The sequence below is a fragment of the Falsirhodobacter sp. 20TX0035 genome, from assembly GCF_028307215.1.
Taxonomy (GTDB): domain Bacteria; phylum Pseudomonadota; class Alphaproteobacteria; order Rhodobacterales; family Rhodobacteraceae; genus Falsirhodobacter.
Genome location: NZ_JAQMHV010000004.1, coordinates 89,140 through 103,597, shown reverse-complemented (window position 1 = coordinate 103,597; position 14,458 = coordinate 89,140). Strand labels below are relative to the sequence as shown.

Sequence of the window (14,458 nt, the reverse complement as noted above, 5' to 3'; positions counted from 1 at the left end):
TGTTGTTTCATGCCCCGTCTGCCCGATCAGCGTTTGCGGATGGCCGCCACCTTAGGTGCTGGTTGTGCCATTTCAAACTTTTAACTTGGCCAAGTGAGTGCAGGGGGGTATAAAGACCTCACTGCTCGATAGGTTTCTTGCCTGTATGAAACCTGCCTCACCTGAACGCCGGCCCTTGTGCCGGCGTCTTTTTTTGCCGTTGCGCCGGGCAGTAGAGAATTGGGCGAAGCGGGGCAACCCCGCTTCTGGCCCTTCAGCGCAGGCGGGCGATTTCCCCCGCGATTTCCGCAGCAAGCCGCGCATTGTTCAGAACAAGCTCGATATTCGACCGGAGGGAGCGGCCTTCGGTCAGGGTGAAGATGCGGTCCAGAAGGAACGGCGTGACCTCTTTGGCCGCGATGCCCTGGTCCTCGGCGTCGCGCAGGGCGGCCTCGATGGCGGGACCGATCTCGGTCTGCGCAATCTCGTGCTCCTCGGGGATCGGGTTCGCGACCAGCTGGCCGCCGGGCAGGCCCAGCAGGCCGCGCATCACGTGGGCGTTGGCGATCTGGGCCGCCGTGTCCATCCGCAGCGGCGCCTTCAGGCCGGACTGGCGCGACCAGAAGGCCGGAAGCTCGTCCTGGCCATAGGCGATGACGGGGACGCCCATGGTTTCCAGCACCTCGAACGTCTTGGGCAGATCGAGGATGGCCTTGGCACCCGCCGCGACCACGGTCACCGCCGTCTGCCCCAGTTCGGGGAGGTCGGCCGAGATGTCGAAGCTGGTTTCCGCCCCGCGGTGCACGCCGCCGATGCCGCCCGTGGCGAAGACGTCGATGCCCGCCAGCTGGGCGCAGATCATGGTGGCGGCCACGGTGGTGGCGCCCACGCGGCCGCTGGTGATGCCCACGGCCAGATCGGCGCGCGACAGCTTCATGGCATCGGGGGTCTGGCCCAGGATCTCCAGATCCTCGTCATCCAAGCCGATGTGGATGGCACCGTTCATGATGGCGATGGTGGCGGGCACGGCGCCGCCGGCGCGGATCGTGTCCTCCACGGCGCGCGCCATCTCCACGTTTTGGGGATAGGGCATGCCATGGGTGATGATGGTGCTTTCCAGCGCGACCACGGGCGTGCCGTTGGCCAGCGCTTCCTCGACCGAGGCTTGGAGGATGAGGGGCAGGGTCATGCGATGTCTCCGGAAACATGATCGGCGGCGGCGCGAAGGGCCGCGCGCAGGGCGTTCGGACGGCTGGCGCCGCCGCGTTCGGCCACAAGATGCGCGGCCATGAAGGTATCGCCCGCACCTGTCACCCGCGTGACAAGAACGGGCGGCGGAAGATCGGTGATGACGCCGGCCCCGGCGCGCCCTTCGGCGCAGGCCCGTCCGCCATCGGTCACCAGCACGCGGGCCGCACCCCGGGCCAGCAGCGCCGCGGCCGCGTCGGCGGCGGTGGCGGACGCGGCCTTGGACAGGATGTTCGCCTCCTCCAGGTTCACATAGATCGTGGCGTTGGGGCAGCGCAGCAGCGGCAGCAGCCGCTCGGCCTTGCCGGGGCTGGCGGGGGCCACGCGCAGGTCGGCCTTGGCAAACAAGGGCGAGGATGCGATCTCGGCCAGCAGCTGTTCCGTCAGGTTGCCGTCCAGCGCAATGGGTCCGTCCCAGCCCGACAGCGCGCCCGTCAGGGGCCGCAGGATCTTGTCGCCCGCCGCTTCCAGCGAATGGGCGTCGGCGATGGCCGCAATCAGGCCGTTCGCCCCCTCCACTGCCATGTAGCGGTCCGTCGGCAGATCGTCCGAGCGGTAGATGTGGTCCGTCACCATCCCCAGCCGCGCGCAGTCGGCGACCAGCTCGTCCCCCTCGGCGTCGCGGCCCACGGCGGTCAGGAGAGCGGGCGTCAGGCCGAAGCGGCGCAGGGTGATGGCGATGTTCATCGCGACCCCGCCGGGGATGCGCGTGATCCGGCCCGGCACGTCGGAGCCGAGCCGCATGGCCGAAGGCGAACGCCCGATGATGTCCCACAGGACGGAGCCGATGCAAAGAATGTCTGTCATGTCCTGCTTTTCGTCCAGCGGCACGCGCCGCGCAAGGGGTTGCGGACCGCCCGGGGCCGGGTTATACGCGCGGCACTTCACAGACGAAGCTTGGGCCGATCGGAAAGACATCCCGAAAGGTCCGCCGGTTGGGAGAGATCCCTCAAGGCTTCGTCGAGGCGCAAACCGGAAAAGGACATGGACATGGCGCTCCCCGATTTCTCGATGCGTCAGCTGCTTGAAGCTGGCGTTCACTATGGTCACCAGACTGCCCGTTGGAACCCCAAGATGGGCGAGTTCATCTACGGCGACCGCAACGGCATCCACATCATCGACCTGACGCAGACCGTCCCGATGCTGGACAAGGCGCTGCAAGTCGTCCGCGACACCGTTGCCAAGGGCGGCCGCGTGCTGTTCGTGGGCACGAAGCGCCAGGCGCAGAAGCCCGTCGCCGACGCGGCCGAGCGTTGCGCGCAGCACTACATGAACCACCGCTGGCTGGGCGGCACGCTCACCAACTGGAAAACCGTGTCGAACTCCATCCAGCGCCTGAAGCAGCTGGACGAGCTGATGGCGAACGGCGCCGAGGGCCTCACCAAGAAAGAGCGCCTGAACATGGAGCGCGAGCAGTCCAAGCTGCAAGCCTCGCTGGGCGGCATCCGCGACATGGGCGGCGTTCCGGACCTGCTGTTCGTGATCGACGTGAACAAGGAAGACCTCGCCATCCTGGAAGCCAAGAAACTGGGCATCCCGGTTGTCGCGATCGTCGACACCAACGCGTCCCCCAAGGGCGTGGACTACGTCATCCCGGGCAACGATGACGCGGCCCGCGCGATCGGCCTCTATTGCGATCTGGTCGCCCGTGCGGCGCTGGACGGCATGACCGCCCAGATGGGCGCAGCCGGCATCGACCTGGGCGAGCTGGAAACCGCTCCCGAGGAAGAGGCCGTCGAAGAGGCGTAAGCCTGTCGTCTGACCGTTACCCGGCGGGATTACACCCGTCGGGATTTCCAATCGAATATCGAGGAGAGCCACGATGGCAATCACCGCACAGATGGTGAAGGAACTGCGCGAGTCCACCGGCGCAGGCATGATGGACGCCAAGAAGGCGCTGACGGAAAACAACGGCGACATGGAAGCCTCCGTTGACTGGCTGCGCACCAAGGGTCTGGCCAAGGCTGCCAAGAAATCCGGTCGCGTGGCGGCCGAAGGTCTGGTGGGCGTCGCCGTGTCCGGCGGCAAGGGCGTCGCGGTCGAGGTGAACTCCGAAACCGACTTCGTGGCCAAGAACGCCGACTTCCAGAAGCTGGTGTCGGGCATCACCGCCACCGCGCTGTCCGTGTCCGACGTGGACGCGCTGAAATCGGCCGACCTGAACGGCAAGCCGGTTGAAACGGTGCTGAACGAAGCCATCGCCGTGATCGGCGAGAACATGACCCTGCGCCGGATGGCCGTCGTGGAAGGTGACACCGTCGCTTCCTACGTCCACACCGCCGCCGCCGACGGCATGGGCCGCATCGGCGTGCTGGTGGCCGTGAAGGGCGCTGACAACGGGATCGCCAAGCAGATCGCGATGCACATCGCCGCGACCAACCCGGCCTCGCTGTCCGAAGCGGACCTGGACCCCGCGCTGGTGGAGCGTGAGAAGAACGTCCTGACCGAGCAGGCGCGCGAGTCGGGCAAGCCCGAAGCCGTGATCGAGAAGATGATCGTCGGCCGCATGGCGAAATACTTCGAGGAAGTCACGCTGCTGGGCCAGAAGTTCGTGCTGAACCCCGACATCACCGTGGCCCAGGCCGCAAAGGATGCGGGCGTCGAGGTCGTGGCCTTTGTGCGCATGGCCGTCGGTGAAGGCATCGAAAAGGAAAAAGAAGATTTCGCCGCCGAAGTCGCCAAGACGCTGGCCGGCTGATTTCTTCCGTAAACCTCGTGAAACGCCGCCCCCCGGGCGGCGTTTTGCTTTGGCGCGCCCCTTGACCTTCCCGGCCCGTGGTCTCTTATTGACGCGAACCGACTGAAGGAGGCCAAGATGGCATTCACGCTCCCCGATCTTCCCTATGCCCACGACGCGCTTGCCGATCTGGGCATGTCAAAGGAAACGCTCGAATTCCACCACGACATCCACCACAAGGCCTATGTCGACAACGGCAACAAGCTGATCGCCGGCACCGAGTGGGAGAACGCGTCGCTGGAGGATGTCGTACGCGGCACCTACAAGCCGGACGCCGTGGCGCAGTCGGGCATCTTCAACAACGCCTCGCAGCACTGGAACCACAACCTGTTCTGGGAGATCATGGGCCCGGGCCAGAAGGCGATCCCGTCCGAGCTGGAAAAGGCCCTGACCGAAAGCTTCGGTTCGGTCGAGAAGTTCAAGGAAGAGTTCGCCGCCGCCGGCGCCGGCCAGTTCGGCTCGGGCTGGGCCTGGCTCGTGAAGGACGCTTCGGGCGCGCTGAAGGTCACGAAGACCGAGAATGGTGTGAACCCGCTCTGCTTCAACCAGACGGCGCTTCTGGGCTGCGACGTGTGGGAGCACAGCTACTACATCGACTTCCGTAACAAGCGTCCGGCCTACATCACCAACTTCCTGGAGAAGCTGGTAAATTGGGACGCCGTGGCGGCCCGCCTCTAAGCGTCAAATGGCCCGCGGATCCCGCGGGCCATTTCCATTTGGAACATGCGTTCCGCGCCTTCGTTGCATTCCTGAACGGCAACAAGGAGAGTGAGATGCAACGGCTGACCAACGGCACCTGGGTTGTGGTGGCAGATGGCGAAAAGGCCCTGTTCCTGGAAAATGAGGGTGACGCCCAGTACCCGATCCTGCGTGTGCGCGTGGTGGAAACCCATGACAACCCGCCCGACCGCGAACAGGGCACCGACAAGCCCGGCCAGTTGGGCAACCGCGCCAGCGGCACCGGGTCCGCGATCGAGGAGACGGACTTCCACCGTCTGGAGCGTGACCGCTTCGCACAGGATCTGGCCGGGCGTCTTCTGAAGATGTCGCAGCAGGGCCGCTTCGACCGCCTCGTGATCGTGGCCGCACCCCAGACACTGGGCGCGCTTCGGCCCGAACTTCACAAGGACGTTCAGGCCAAGATCGTGCAGGAGATCCCGAAATCTCTGACCTCCATGCCGATCGACAAGATCGAGCAGGCGGTCCTGGCCGAGATGCAGGCCTAGCCCTTCAGGGCCTCCTCCAGCTCCGGAACCGAGCCAGCCAGACGAACGAAGTCAAGCAAGCCGGGTTCCGCAAACCCTTCACGAACCGTGTGGTTCAGAACCTGCATGAGCGGATCCCAGTAACCTTCGGTGTTCAGAAGGAAAATCGGCTTGCTGTGCAGGCCGATCTGCCGCCAGGTCAGCACCTCGAAGAACTCGTCCAGCGATCCCGCGCCCCCCGGCAGCACCACGATCTTGTCAGAGTTCATGTACATCACCGTCTTGCGGACGTGCATGTTGTCCGTGACCACGAAATGCGTCACATCCCGGCGGCCCTGTTCGCGCGCCATCAGATGCTCGGGGATGACGCCCAGCGTTTCGCCCGAGGCGGCACCGCGCGCGACCTCTCCCATCAGGCCCACGTCGCCCGCGCCGTAGACCAGCCGCCAGCCGTTGCGGGCGATCATCTGGCCGGTTTCGGACGCGGCGGTCATGTAGGCGGGGCGGTTGCCGGGGCGCGATCCGCAGAACACGCAGACAGACATCGAATAGCTCATGCTTCACCTTCTTTTTGGATGACAACCTACATCCGACGGGCCAGTGACGGCAAGGTGACCATCTGGCCATTTCCCCGCGCCAGTCTTATGAGAGGGGCATGAGCACCGAGACCCCAAGCACCGGCTGGCAGACCATCGCCCGCGTTCTTCCCTATCTGTGGCCCAAGGATCAGCCCTGGGTGCGCCGCCGCGTGGTGGGCGCCTTGCTGCTGCTGGTTCTGGCCAAGGTCATCTCCGTCTCCACCCCCGCCGTTTACAAGGCGGCCGTGGACGCCCTAGGGGGCGAGGCGTCACCCATGGTCCTTGGCGCGGTCGGCCTGACGCTGGCCTATGGTCTGGCGCGCTTCGGGGCGCAGGCCTTTGGCGAGTTGCGCGATCTTGTCTTCGTGCGGGTCGGGCAGCGCGCCCTGCGGGCCCTGGCGCTGGAGACGTTCACCCATCTCCACCGCCTCAGCCTGCGCTATCACATCATGCGCCGCACCGGCACCCTGTCGCGGGTGATGGAGCGGGGGGTGAAGGGCGTCGACTTCCTGCTGCGCTTCCTCCTCTTCTCCATCGGGCCGCTGATTCTGGAACTGGCGCTGGTGGCGATCATCTTCTGGGTCGTGTTCGGATTCGCCTACATGGCGGTCGTGATCCTGACGGTCGGCCTCTACATCGCCTTCACGCTGAAGGTGACGGAAATCCGCGTCCGCATCCGGCAGGAGATGAACGATTCCGACAACGACGCGAACCAGAAGGCGGTGGACAGCCTCCTGAACTTCGAGACGGTGAAGTATTTCGGCGCCGAAAGCCGCGAGGCCGGCCGCTACGACACCGCCATGTCGGGCTATGAACGGGCCGCGATCCGCACGGGGCAAAGCCTGTCGCTGCTGAACATGGGGCAGGGCGCGATCATCACGGCGGGTCTTGTGGCCGTCATGGTCATGGCCGCGAGGGGGGTGACGGCGGGGACGCTCACCGTGGGCGATTTCGTCATGGTCAACGCCTACATGATCCAGATCACCATGCCGCTTGGCTTCCTTGGCACCGTGTACCGCGAGATCCGGCAGGCGCTGGTGGACATGGGCCAGATGTTCGGCCTTCTGGGCCAACCGGCCGAGATCGAGGATCGCCCCAACGCCCACCTGCTGAAGGTGACCGGCGGCGCGGTGGAGTTCGACGGGGTCGAGTTCGGCTACGACCCCGCGCGTCCCATCCTGCAGGGCCTGTCCTTCCGGGCCGAACCGGGGCAGACGATCGCGCTGGTCGGGCCCTCGGGCGCGGGCAAGTCGACGGTGGGGCGCCTTCTGTTTCGCTTCTATGACGTGACGGGCGGGGCCGTGCGGATCGACGGGCAGGACCTGCGTGACGTGACGCAGGACAGCCTGCACGACCAGATCGGCGTGGTGCCGCAGGACACCGTCCTCTTCAACGACACCATCCGCTACAACATCGCCTATGGCCGTCCGGACGCCGGAGAGGAGGCGATCTTCGCCGCCGCCCGCGCCGCCAAGATCCACGACTTCATCCTGTCCCTGCCGGACGGCTACGAGACGACGGTGGGCGAACGCGGGTTGAAGCTGTCGGGTGGGGAAAAGCAGCGCGTGGGCATCGCCCGCACGATCCTGAAGAACCCGCCGATCCTGCTTCTGGACGAGGCGACCTCGGCCCTGGACACCCAGACGGAACGCGACATCCAGGACAGCCTGCGCGAGATGTCGCAGGGCCGCACCGTGGTCACGATCGCGCACCGGCTGTCGACCATCGCCGACGCCGACCGTATCCTCGTGATGGACGCGGGGCGCGTGGCCGAACAGGGTCGGCACGAAGAGCTTCTGGCCCTTGGCGGCCGCTACGCGCGCCTTTGGGCGCACCAGTCCGCGGAAGAGGCGGACGCTCTTGGCAATCCGCGTTGAAACTGTGTAAGACGATGACAAAGGCAAGGGAGCGGTTTTCGTGAGCAACTCCGACAACTTCATGAGCGAGGTCGCCGACGAGTTGCGTCGCGACCGGCTGTTCGGCGCGCTGAAGCGCTATGGCTGGGTGGCCGGCGTTGTCGTGCTGGCGATCGCGGGGGGCGTGGCGTGGACCGGATGGCAGCGCCAGGCCGACCAGACCTCCTCGCGCGCGCTTGGCGATGCGTTGCTGGCGGCGCTGCAGGCCGACACGCCCGAAGCGCGTCGCATGGCGCTGGACGGCGTGACCGCCGAAGGCCCGCGCGAGGCGCTGGTCGGGCTGATCAAGGCCTCGGACCCCGATCAGGATCGGGCCGCCACCGTGGCCGCACTGGATACCGTGATCGCGGACATGACGCTTCCGGCCGCGTTCCACGATCTGGCCGTCCTGCGCAAGGCCGTGGTGGCGGGCGAAAGCCTGGCGGTGGACGACCGCCGCGCCCTGCTGCAACCGCTGACCGGGCCGGGCCAGCCCTATCGCCCGCTGGCGCGCGAACAGCTGGCCTATCTGGACATCGAGGCGGGCGACAAACAGGCCGCCATCGACAAGCTGCAGGCGCTGCTGACCGATCAGCAGAGCCCGGCCGGTCTTCGCCAGCGCGCGTCGCAGGTCATCACCGCCCTGGGCGGTTCCATCGCCGCCGGCTAGGAGGGTTTCCCCATGATGAAGACAACCACGGCCCTTGTCACCCTGGCCGCACTGGCCGTGGCGGGTTGCCAGCGGGAAGCCACCTTGCCCGGCCAACGCTATGACGTGCGCGCGCCGCTGGAGGCGAGCCTGTCCGGCGCGCCCGACACCACGGGCCTGACGGCGAACCGCGCGGCGCCCATCGCGCTGCCGCCGCAGCGCGCGGGAAGCTGGACGCATCGCGGCGGCAACGCCCAGCATCTGGCCGGCAACGGCGCCCTGTCGCCCACGCCGACCGAGGTGTGGTCCGTGCGCTTCGGCGACGGCAACTCGAAGCGTCAGCGCATCGCGGCCGCGCCCGTCGTGGCGGGCAATCAGGTCTTCGCCATGGACGCGGACACGCGCGTGGCCTCGGTTTCCACGTCCGGCCAGCTGCAATGGACGACTCAGCTGCGTCCGTCCGGCGAACGCTCCCAGATCTCGGGCGGCGGGCTGGCTTTCGGGGACGGGCGCTTGTTCGCGACCACGGGCTATGGCGAACTGGTGGCGCTTGATCCGTCGACCGGGGCGGTGCTTTGGCGTCAGGATCTGGGTGCGGCCGCCATCGGCGCGCCGACGGTGGAAGGCGGCACGGTCTATGCCGTGGCCCGCGACGGCACCGCTTGGGCCGTGGACGCGGGCACGGGCCGGGTGGACTGGACGGTTCTAGGCACCTCGGAAATCGGCGGGATGCTGGGCACCGGATCCCCGGCGGTCGCGGGGGGCGAGGTGATCCTTCCCTTCGCCACGGGCGAGGTGGTGGCCGTCCTGCGCCAGTCCGGATCGCGCAGCTGGACGACCGCTGTGGCCGGGCAGCGCCGTGGGCGCACCTATGCCCTGATCTCGGACATCACGGGGGATCCGGTCGTGGACGGTCAGCGCGTCTATGTCGGGAACCAGGGCGGGCAGACCGTGGCCGTGGAACGCGGCACGGGGGAGCGTATCTGGGCGGCGAAGGAAGGGGCCTACGGCCCCGTCGCCGTGGGCGGGAACTCGGTCTTCCTCGTCTCGGACGAGGCGCATCTGGTTCGTCTGGACGCCGCCACCGGTCAGACCATCTGGTCCGTGCCCATGCCCTACTACCAGGCGAAGAAGATCCGCAAGCGCGCCGCGATCGTGGCGCATTACGGCCCGGTCATCGCGGGCGGGCGCGTCATCGTCGCGTCGGCCGACGGGCTGTTGCGGATGTTCGATCCCACCAACGGCAACCTTGTCGGCACGGTCGAACTGGACGGCGGGGCGGCGGCGCAGCCGGCGGTCGCGGGCGGTGCGGTCTATGTGGTATCGACGGACGGTCGGATTCACGCTTTCCGCTGACGCAAGGACAGTGTAAGCGTCCGACCTTCGTAAGGAGAGCGGCATGAGTTTCACCCTCGCCATCGTCGGGCGGCCCAACGTGGGCAAATCGACCCTGTTCAACCGGCTGGTCGGCAAGCGGCTGGCGCTGGTCGACGACCAGCCTGGCGTCACGCGCGACCTGCGCGAGGGCGATGCCAAGCTGATCGACCTCCGCTTCACCGTGATCGACACGGCAGGGCTGGAGGAGGTGACCGATGACAGCCTTCAGGGCCGCATGCGCCGCCTGACCGAACGCGCGGTGGACATGGCCGATGTCTGCCTGTTCCTGATTGACGGTCGCGTGGGCGTGACCCCGTCGGACGAGGTCTTCGCCGACATCCTGCGCCGCAAGAACGCCAACGTCATCCTAGGCGTGAACAAGGCTGAGGGCAAGGCGGGCGACAGCGGCGCGATCGAGGCGTGGAGCCTTGGTCTGGGCGAGCCGATCCGCCTGTCGGCCGAACATGGCGAGGGGATGGACGACCTTTACCGCATCCTCGTGCCCATCGCCGACGGCTTTGCCGAACGGGCCGAGCAGGACGCCCCCATCGTGGACGTGGACGTTCCCGAGGATTCGGAGGACGAGGCCGATCCCGAGGCCCACAAGCCCACCGACAAGCATCCCCTGCAGATCGCGGTCATCGGGCGCCCAAACGCCGGCAAATCCACGCTGATCAACAAGATCCTGGGCCACGACCGTCTTCTGACGGGGCCGGAGGCGGGGATCACGCGCGACGCCATCTCCATCCGGACGGACTGGAACGGCACGCCGATCCGGATCTTCGACACCGCAGGAATGCGCAAGAAGGCCAAGATCACGGACAAGGTCGAAAAGCTGTCGGTGTCCGACGGCCTGCGCGCCGTCCGCTTCGCCGAGGTGGTGGTGGTGCTTCTGGACGTGGAGATCCCGTTCGAGCAGCAGGACCTTCGCATCGCCGACTATGCCGAGACGGAGGGGCGCGCCGTCGTCATCGCCGTCAACAAGTGGGATCTGGAAGACGACAAGCAGGACAAGCTAGCCGAGGTGAAGGAGATGTTCGACCGTCTTCTGCCGCAGCTGCGCGGCGCGCCCCTGATCACCGTGTCGGCCAAGACCGGCCGTGGGCTGGAGCGTCTGCGCGACGCCATCCTGCGCGCCCATGACACCTGGAACCAGCGCATCCCCACCGCGCGCCTGAACTCGTGGCTGGGCGCCATGACCGAGGCGCACCCGCCGCCGGCACCCGGCGGCCGCCGGATCAAGATGCGCTACATGACGCAGGTGAAGACCCGTCCGCCGGGATTCATCGTGATGTGCAGCCATCAGGACATGGTGCCTGACAGCTACAAACGCTATCTTGTCAACGGCTTGCGCGATCACTTTGACATGCCGGGCACGCCGATCCGACTGACGTTGCGCGGGCAGGGCGACAAGAACCCCTACAAGGACAAGAAGAACTTCGGCACGCCGTCGCGTCTTCGCAAGCACATGGACAAGAAGAAGCCCTAAGGCGCCAGCCACCATTCGTGGTGGCGGTGCGCCAGCGTGGGCAGGATCGCCGCGCCCCGCAGCCGGGGCGTGGCGTGGCGCGTCAGCGTCCGCCAGAAGGGCTGGATCAGGACGGCCTCCTCGCGCAAGATCGTTTCCAGCTCCTGCATCGCGGCCTGACGTTCGGTCGCGTCGGCGATGCCCAAGGCCCGATCCAGCGTCGTGTCGAAGGCGGGGTTGAAAAATCCCGTCTCGTTCCACTCCGACCCGCTGCGATAGGCCAGCCGCAGCACCTGCACCCCAAGGGGGCGCATGTTCCAGTAGGTGCCGGAAAACGGATAGGTCCGCCAATTCGCCCAATACTCCGCGCCCGGCAGGATCTGACGCTGCGTGGGAATGCCTGCATCGTTCAATTGCGCCGCCACAGCATCGCAGCTGAGCGCTTGCCACGCGTCGTCCAGCGAGGTGAGGGTGAAGGTGTGGCCCGTGAGCCCTGCCTCGGCCAGAAGCGCCTGCGCGGCGGGGATGTCGGTGATGGGGGGATCCACCCGCGCATAGTCGGGATGCAGCGGGCAGACGTGGTGGTTTTCCCCGCGCATGCCCAGCCCGTTCACCCCGATGTCCAGCACCACGGCGTTTTCCACGGCCAGTTGCAGCGCCCGGCGGACGCGCGGGTCAACAAAGGTCCGGTCCTTTTGCTGGAAGCGCACGGCCAGCGTCGCCGCCGAGTCGGTTTGTGAAGAGATCCAGCCAAGGTCTTGGAATCCGCGGATGTTGTCGGCGATCGTCTGGTCCACGGCGTCGATCTGACCGGCCCGCGCCGCCTCCAGCGCGCGCATGGGGGCGGTGCCAAGATCGACGTAGTCGATCCGGTCCAGCCATGGCCCGCCGAAGACTGGCGTACCCCACCAAGACACCTTTTCCAAGGACTGCATCTTGCCGACTTCGTTGAGGATAGGTAGGTAAGGACCTGAACCTAAAGGAGAAACGGACGGATCGGCGCCATCATAGGACGGATGCACGATCAGGGCGTTGTAGTCGGACATGGAGGCGATCAGGGTCGCGTCGGCAAAACCCAGTGTTACGTCCAAGGTCAGGTCGTCCACCACCTTTACCTCGCCTCGGGCGACGGCGTCCATGACGGCGGCAAGGCCGTTGCGCGGCGTGGGTTCGCACCAGCGGCGCAGGTTGTGGGCGACGTGTTCGGCCACCATCGCCTCGCCGTTCTGCCACCGGATGCCGGGGCGCAGGTGAAGGCGCAGGTTCAGGCCGTCCTCGGACGTCTCCCACCGCTCCAGCAGGTGGCCGGTGAAGGTGCCGTCGGCGTGATAGGTCACAAGGGGTTCAAGCCAGCCGCGCAGCATGTTCCCGATCTCGGGCCAGTCGGCCAGCCGCGGATCGCACAGCGCGAGGGTCGGCATCTGCATCCGCAGGATGCCGCCCGCCACCGGCTGGGCCTGCGCAGCCACCGTGCCGGTGCCCAGCATGCCATAGGCTAACGGCGCCGCCACGCCCAGCGCCGTGACGCGCGTCAGGAACTCCCGCCGGGACAGGCGGCCGTTCTGGTGGTCCCGAAGATGGCGGCGCGCGATGCTGTGCATGACGGGGATCTAGCCCGTGTTTTCCGGCGTCAATTCCGTCCAGTCGCGCATGCGGTTGCGGAACCATGTCCGTTGCCGCTTTGCGTATTGGCGGGTCGCGAGCTTGCCAGCGGCCACCGCGTCCTTCAGCGTCATTTCGCCGCGCAGGTGGGCGATCAGTTCCGGCGCCCCGATCGCGCGGGAGGAGGGGCGCGTTGGTTGCCAGTGGGGCAGTTCGGTTCGCGCCTCCTCCAGTGCGCCTTCGGCCATCATCAGGTCGAAGCGGCGGTCGATGCGGGCGTCGAGCCAGGCAGTGCTGGGCCGCAGGACCAGCGCCTCCACATCCCCAAGCGGCAGCAGCGGGGGCGGCGTGTCCGCCTGCCAGGAGGCCAGCCCTTGCCCAGTGGCGCGCAGCACCTCCCATGCGCGCTGAACGCGGGCGCGGTTGTTCAGGTCGATTCCCCGCGCCGTGTCCACATCCAGTTCGTGGATCAGGTCGGGCAGGGCCAGACCATCCCCTTCGGCCCGGATCTGCGGCGGGGTGGCGGGGATCGGGGCCAGACCTTCCGTCAGCGCGGTGAAGTAAAGGCCGGTGCCGCCGACGATGACAGGTCGCAGGGGGCCGTTCAGAATTCCCGTTACCCCGCGCAGCCAGTGACCGACCGAATATTCGGCATCACGGGCCACATGGCCGTAAAGCGCGTGGGGAAGCGCCTGTTCCTCGGGCACGGAAGGGCGCGCCGTCAGGATCCGCCAGTTGGCATAGACCTGTAAGGCATCGGCGTTCACCACGATGCCCCCGCCGTCGCGGACGATGCGCGCCGCCAGCGCCGACTTGCCGCTTGCGGTCGGGCCAGCGATCAGGACGGGCCGGTCGGGCGGAATGTCGATCATGCGCATGGCTCCGGTTGAAATCGGTGCCGTTTTCGGACATTTTCGCGCGAAGGAAAACCGACGAAAGCGCCCCATGAACACGATCGCCCCCACACCCGTTGCCTACAAGCGCGTCATGCTGAAGATTTCGGGGGAGGCGTTGATGGGTGACCAAGGCTACGGCCTGCATCCCCCGACCGTCGACCGCATCGCGCGCGAGGTCAAATCCGTGCACGATCTGGGGGTGGAGATTTGCATGGTCATCGGCGGCGGCAACATCTTCCGCGGGCTGCAAGGTTCCGCGCAGGGGATGGAACGCACGACAGCCGACTACATGGGGATGCTGGCCACCGTCATGAACGCGCTGGCCATGCAGGCCGCGCTGGAGGCGCTGCAGATCCACACCCGCGTGATCTCCGCCATTCCGATGGATCAGGTGTGCGAGCCCTACATCCGCCGCCGCGCGGTGCGCCATCTGGAAAAGAAGCGCGTCTGCATCTTCGCCGCCGGCACGGGCAACCCGTATTTCACCACCGACACCGCCGCGACCCTGCGCGCGAACGAGATGGCGTGCCAGGCGATCTTCAAGGGCACCAAGGTGGACGGCGTCTATGACAAGGACCCCGCCAAGCACGCCGACGCCAAGCGCTACGAAGACGTGAGCTATGACGAGGTGCTGGCCAAGCATCTGGGCGTCATGGACGCCTCGGCCATCGCGCTGGCGCGGGACAACGACCTGCCGATCATCGTCTTCTCGCTGGACGAGCCCGGCGGTTTCCGCGGCATCCTGCGCGGCGAAGGCACCTATACGCGGGTGCGCGGCTAAGGCTATACCCCCGCGCGACAGGCTGTTATGAAGCGCGGAACTA

The 14,458-nt window shown here is 66.9% G+C and carries 14 protein-coding genes; 9 read left to right on the top strand and 5 right to left on the bottom strand.

The features are described from left to right. Window positions 1-253: 253 nt before the first annotated feature. Together PIJ50_RS07115 and PIJ50_RS07110 are read right to left on the bottom strand one after the other, a co-directional pair. Window positions 254-1,168 carry a pseudouridine-5'-phosphate glycosidase gene (locus tag PIJ50_RS07115; protein ID WP_271973951.1) on the bottom strand — a complete coding sequence of 305 codons (915 nt, stop codon included), beginning with the start codon at window positions 1,166-1,168 and terminating at the stop codon, window positions 254-256. Continuing rightward, window positions 1,165-2,034 (bottom strand): PfkB family carbohydrate kinase, encoded by an 870-nt coding sequence (locus tag PIJ50_RS07110; protein WP_271973950.1) that lies wholly within the window; start codon window positions 2,032-2,034, stop codon window positions 1,165-1,167. Before PIJ50_RS07110 ends, PIJ50_RS07115 begins: the two co-directional genes overlap by 4 nt. A gap of 177 nt (window positions 2,035-2,211) precedes the next feature. Here PIJ50_RS07110 and rpsB point away from each other — a divergent pair, with 177 nt between their 5' ends. The 4 genes from rpsB (at window position 2,212) to PIJ50_RS07090 (ending at window position 5,190) form a co-directional block, all read left to right on the top strand. Further along, window positions 2,212-2,976 carry a 30S ribosomal protein S2 gene (gene rpsB / locus PIJ50_RS07105; protein WP_271973949.1) on the top strand — a complete coding sequence of 255 codons (765 nt, stop codon included), beginning with the start codon at window positions 2,212-2,214 and terminating at the stop codon, window positions 2,974-2,976. Between the two features lie 73 nt (window positions 2,977-3,049). Then, on the top strand, window positions 3,050-3,925 hold the full coding sequence (gene tsf / locus PIJ50_RS07100) for a translation elongation factor Ts (RefSeq protein ID WP_271973947.1): 876 nt from the start codon (window positions 3,050-3,052) through the stop codon (window positions 3,923-3,925). A gap of 117 nt (window positions 3,926-4,042) precedes the next feature. Continuing rightward, a complete protein-coding gene (locus PIJ50_RS07095; protein WP_271973945.1) occupies window positions 4,043-4,642 on the top strand; it encodes a superoxide dismutase in 600 nt (199 codons plus the stop codon). Window positions 4,643-4,737: 95 nt separating this feature from the next. Further along, window positions 4,738-5,190 (top strand): host attachment family protein, encoded by a 453-nt coding sequence (locus PIJ50_RS07090; RefSeq protein WP_271973943.1) that lies wholly within the window; start codon window positions 4,738-4,740, stop codon window positions 5,188-5,190. Here the strand turns inward: PIJ50_RS07090 and PIJ50_RS07085 are convergent. Then, window positions 5,187-5,726, bottom strand: a complete 540-nt coding sequence (locus PIJ50_RS07085) for an LOG family protein (RefSeq protein WP_271973942.1) — start codon at window positions 5,724-5,726, stop codon at window positions 5,187-5,189. The genes PIJ50_RS07090 and PIJ50_RS07085 overlap by 4 nt on opposite strands. Window positions 5,727-5,824: 98 nt before the next feature. On the opposite strand from PIJ50_RS07085, the gene PIJ50_RS07080 reads away from it, so the two are divergent. Genes PIJ50_RS07080 through der form a run of 4 tightly spaced genes read left to right on the top strand, consistent with a single transcriptional unit; the run spans window position 5,825 to window position 11,157 of the window. Continuing rightward, window positions 5,825-7,624 carry an ABCB family ABC transporter ATP-binding protein/permease gene (locus PIJ50_RS07080; RefSeq protein ID WP_271973940.1) on the top strand — a complete coding sequence of 600 codons (1,800 nt, stop codon included), beginning with the start codon at window positions 5,825-5,827 and terminating at the stop codon, window positions 7,622-7,624. A gap of 40 nt (window positions 7,625-7,664) precedes the next feature. Then, the gene (locus PIJ50_RS07075) at window positions 7,665-8,312 is read left to right on the top strand and encodes a tetratricopeptide repeat protein (RefSeq protein WP_271973938.1); all 648 of its coding nucleotides are present in this window, start codon (window positions 7,665-7,667) and stop codon (window positions 8,310-8,312) included. Between the two features lie 12 nt (window positions 8,313-8,324). Further along, window positions 8,325-9,647, top strand: coding sequence for an outer membrane protein assembly factor BamB family protein (locus PIJ50_RS07070; RefSeq protein ID WP_271973936.1), 1,323 nt, complete (start codon window positions 8,325-8,327; stop codon window positions 9,645-9,647). Window positions 9,648-9,690: 43 nt separating this feature from the next. Next, the gene (der, locus tag PIJ50_RS07065; protein WP_271973934.1) at window positions 9,691-11,157 is read left to right on the top strand and encodes a ribosome biogenesis GTPase Der; all 1,467 of its coding nucleotides are present in this window, start codon (window positions 9,691-9,693) and stop codon (window positions 11,155-11,157) included. Here the strand turns inward: der and PIJ50_RS07060 are convergent. Then, complete coding sequence (locus tag PIJ50_RS07060) at window positions 11,154-12,737, bottom strand: ABC transporter substrate-binding protein (RefSeq protein ID WP_271973932.1); 1,584 nt, start codon at window positions 12,735-12,737, stop codon at window positions 11,154-11,156. The two genes, der and PIJ50_RS07060, sit on opposite strands and share 4 nt — an antisense overlap. A 9-nt stretch (window positions 12,738-12,746) precedes the next feature. Continuing rightward, a complete protein-coding gene (gene miaA, locus PIJ50_RS07055) occupies window positions 12,747-13,616 on the bottom strand; it encodes a tRNA (adenosine(37)-N6)-dimethylallyltransferase MiaA (protein ID WP_271973930.1) in 870 nt (289 codons plus the stop codon). Window positions 13,617-13,683: 67 nt separating this feature from the next. On the opposite strand from miaA, the gene pyrH reads away from it, so the two are divergent. Continuing rightward, the gene (gene pyrH / locus PIJ50_RS07050) at window positions 13,684-14,415 is read left to right on the top strand and encodes a UMP kinase (protein WP_271973929.1); all 732 of its coding nucleotides are present in this window, start codon (window positions 13,684-13,686) and stop codon (window positions 14,413-14,415) included. Window positions 14,416-14,458: the final 43 nt, after the last annotated feature.

What these genes read in the sequence shown, in the direction of transcription:
- PIJ50_RS07115 (WP_271973951.1), bottom strand. Translation starts at nt 1,168, where the DNA reads ATGACCCTGCCCCTCATCCTCCAAGCCTCGGTCGAGGAAGCGCTGGCC.
- PIJ50_RS07110 (WP_271973950.1), bottom strand. Translation starts at nt 2,034, where the DNA reads ATGACAGACATTCTTTGCATCGGCTCCGTCCTGTGGGACATCATCGGG.
- rpsB (WP_271973949.1), top strand. Translation starts at nt 2,212, where the DNA reads ATGGACATGGCGCTCCCCGATTTCTCGATGCGTCAGCTGCTTGAAGCT.
- tsf (WP_271973947.1), top strand. Translation starts at nt 3,050, where the DNA reads ATGGCAATCACCGCACAGATGGTGAAGGAACTGCGCGAGTCCACCGGC.
- PIJ50_RS07095 (WP_271973945.1), top strand. Translation starts at nt 4,043, where the DNA reads ATGGCATTCACGCTCCCCGATCTTCCCTATGCCCACGACGCGCTTGCC.
- PIJ50_RS07090 (WP_271973943.1), top strand. Translation starts at nt 4,738, where the DNA reads ATGCAACGGCTGACCAACGGCACCTGGGTTGTGGTGGCAGATGGCGAA.
- PIJ50_RS07085 (WP_271973942.1), bottom strand. Translation starts at nt 5,726, where the DNA reads ATGAGCTATTCGATGTCTGTCTGCGTGTTCTGCGGATCGCGCCCCGGC.
- PIJ50_RS07080 (WP_271973940.1), top strand. Translation starts at nt 5,825, where the DNA reads ATGAGCACCGAGACCCCAAGCACCGGCTGGCAGACCATCGCCCGCGTT.
- PIJ50_RS07070 (WP_271973936.1), top strand. Translation starts at nt 8,325, where the DNA reads ATGATGAAGACAACCACGGCCCTTGTCACCCTGGCCGCACTGGCCGTG.
- der (WP_271973934.1), top strand. Translation starts at nt 9,691, where the DNA reads ATGAGTTTCACCCTCGCCATCGTCGGGCGGCCCAACGTGGGCAAATCG.
- PIJ50_RS07060 (WP_271973932.1), bottom strand. Translation starts at nt 12,737, where the DNA reads ATGCACAGCATCGCGCGCCGCCATCTTCGGGACCACCAGAACGGCCGC.
- miaA (WP_271973930.1), bottom strand. Translation starts at nt 13,616, where the DNA reads ATGCGCATGATCGACATTCCGCCCGACCGGCCCGTCCTGATCGCTGGC.
- pyrH (WP_271973929.1), top strand. Translation starts at nt 13,684, where the DNA reads ATGAACACGATCGCCCCCACACCCGTTGCCTACAAGCGCGTCATGCTG.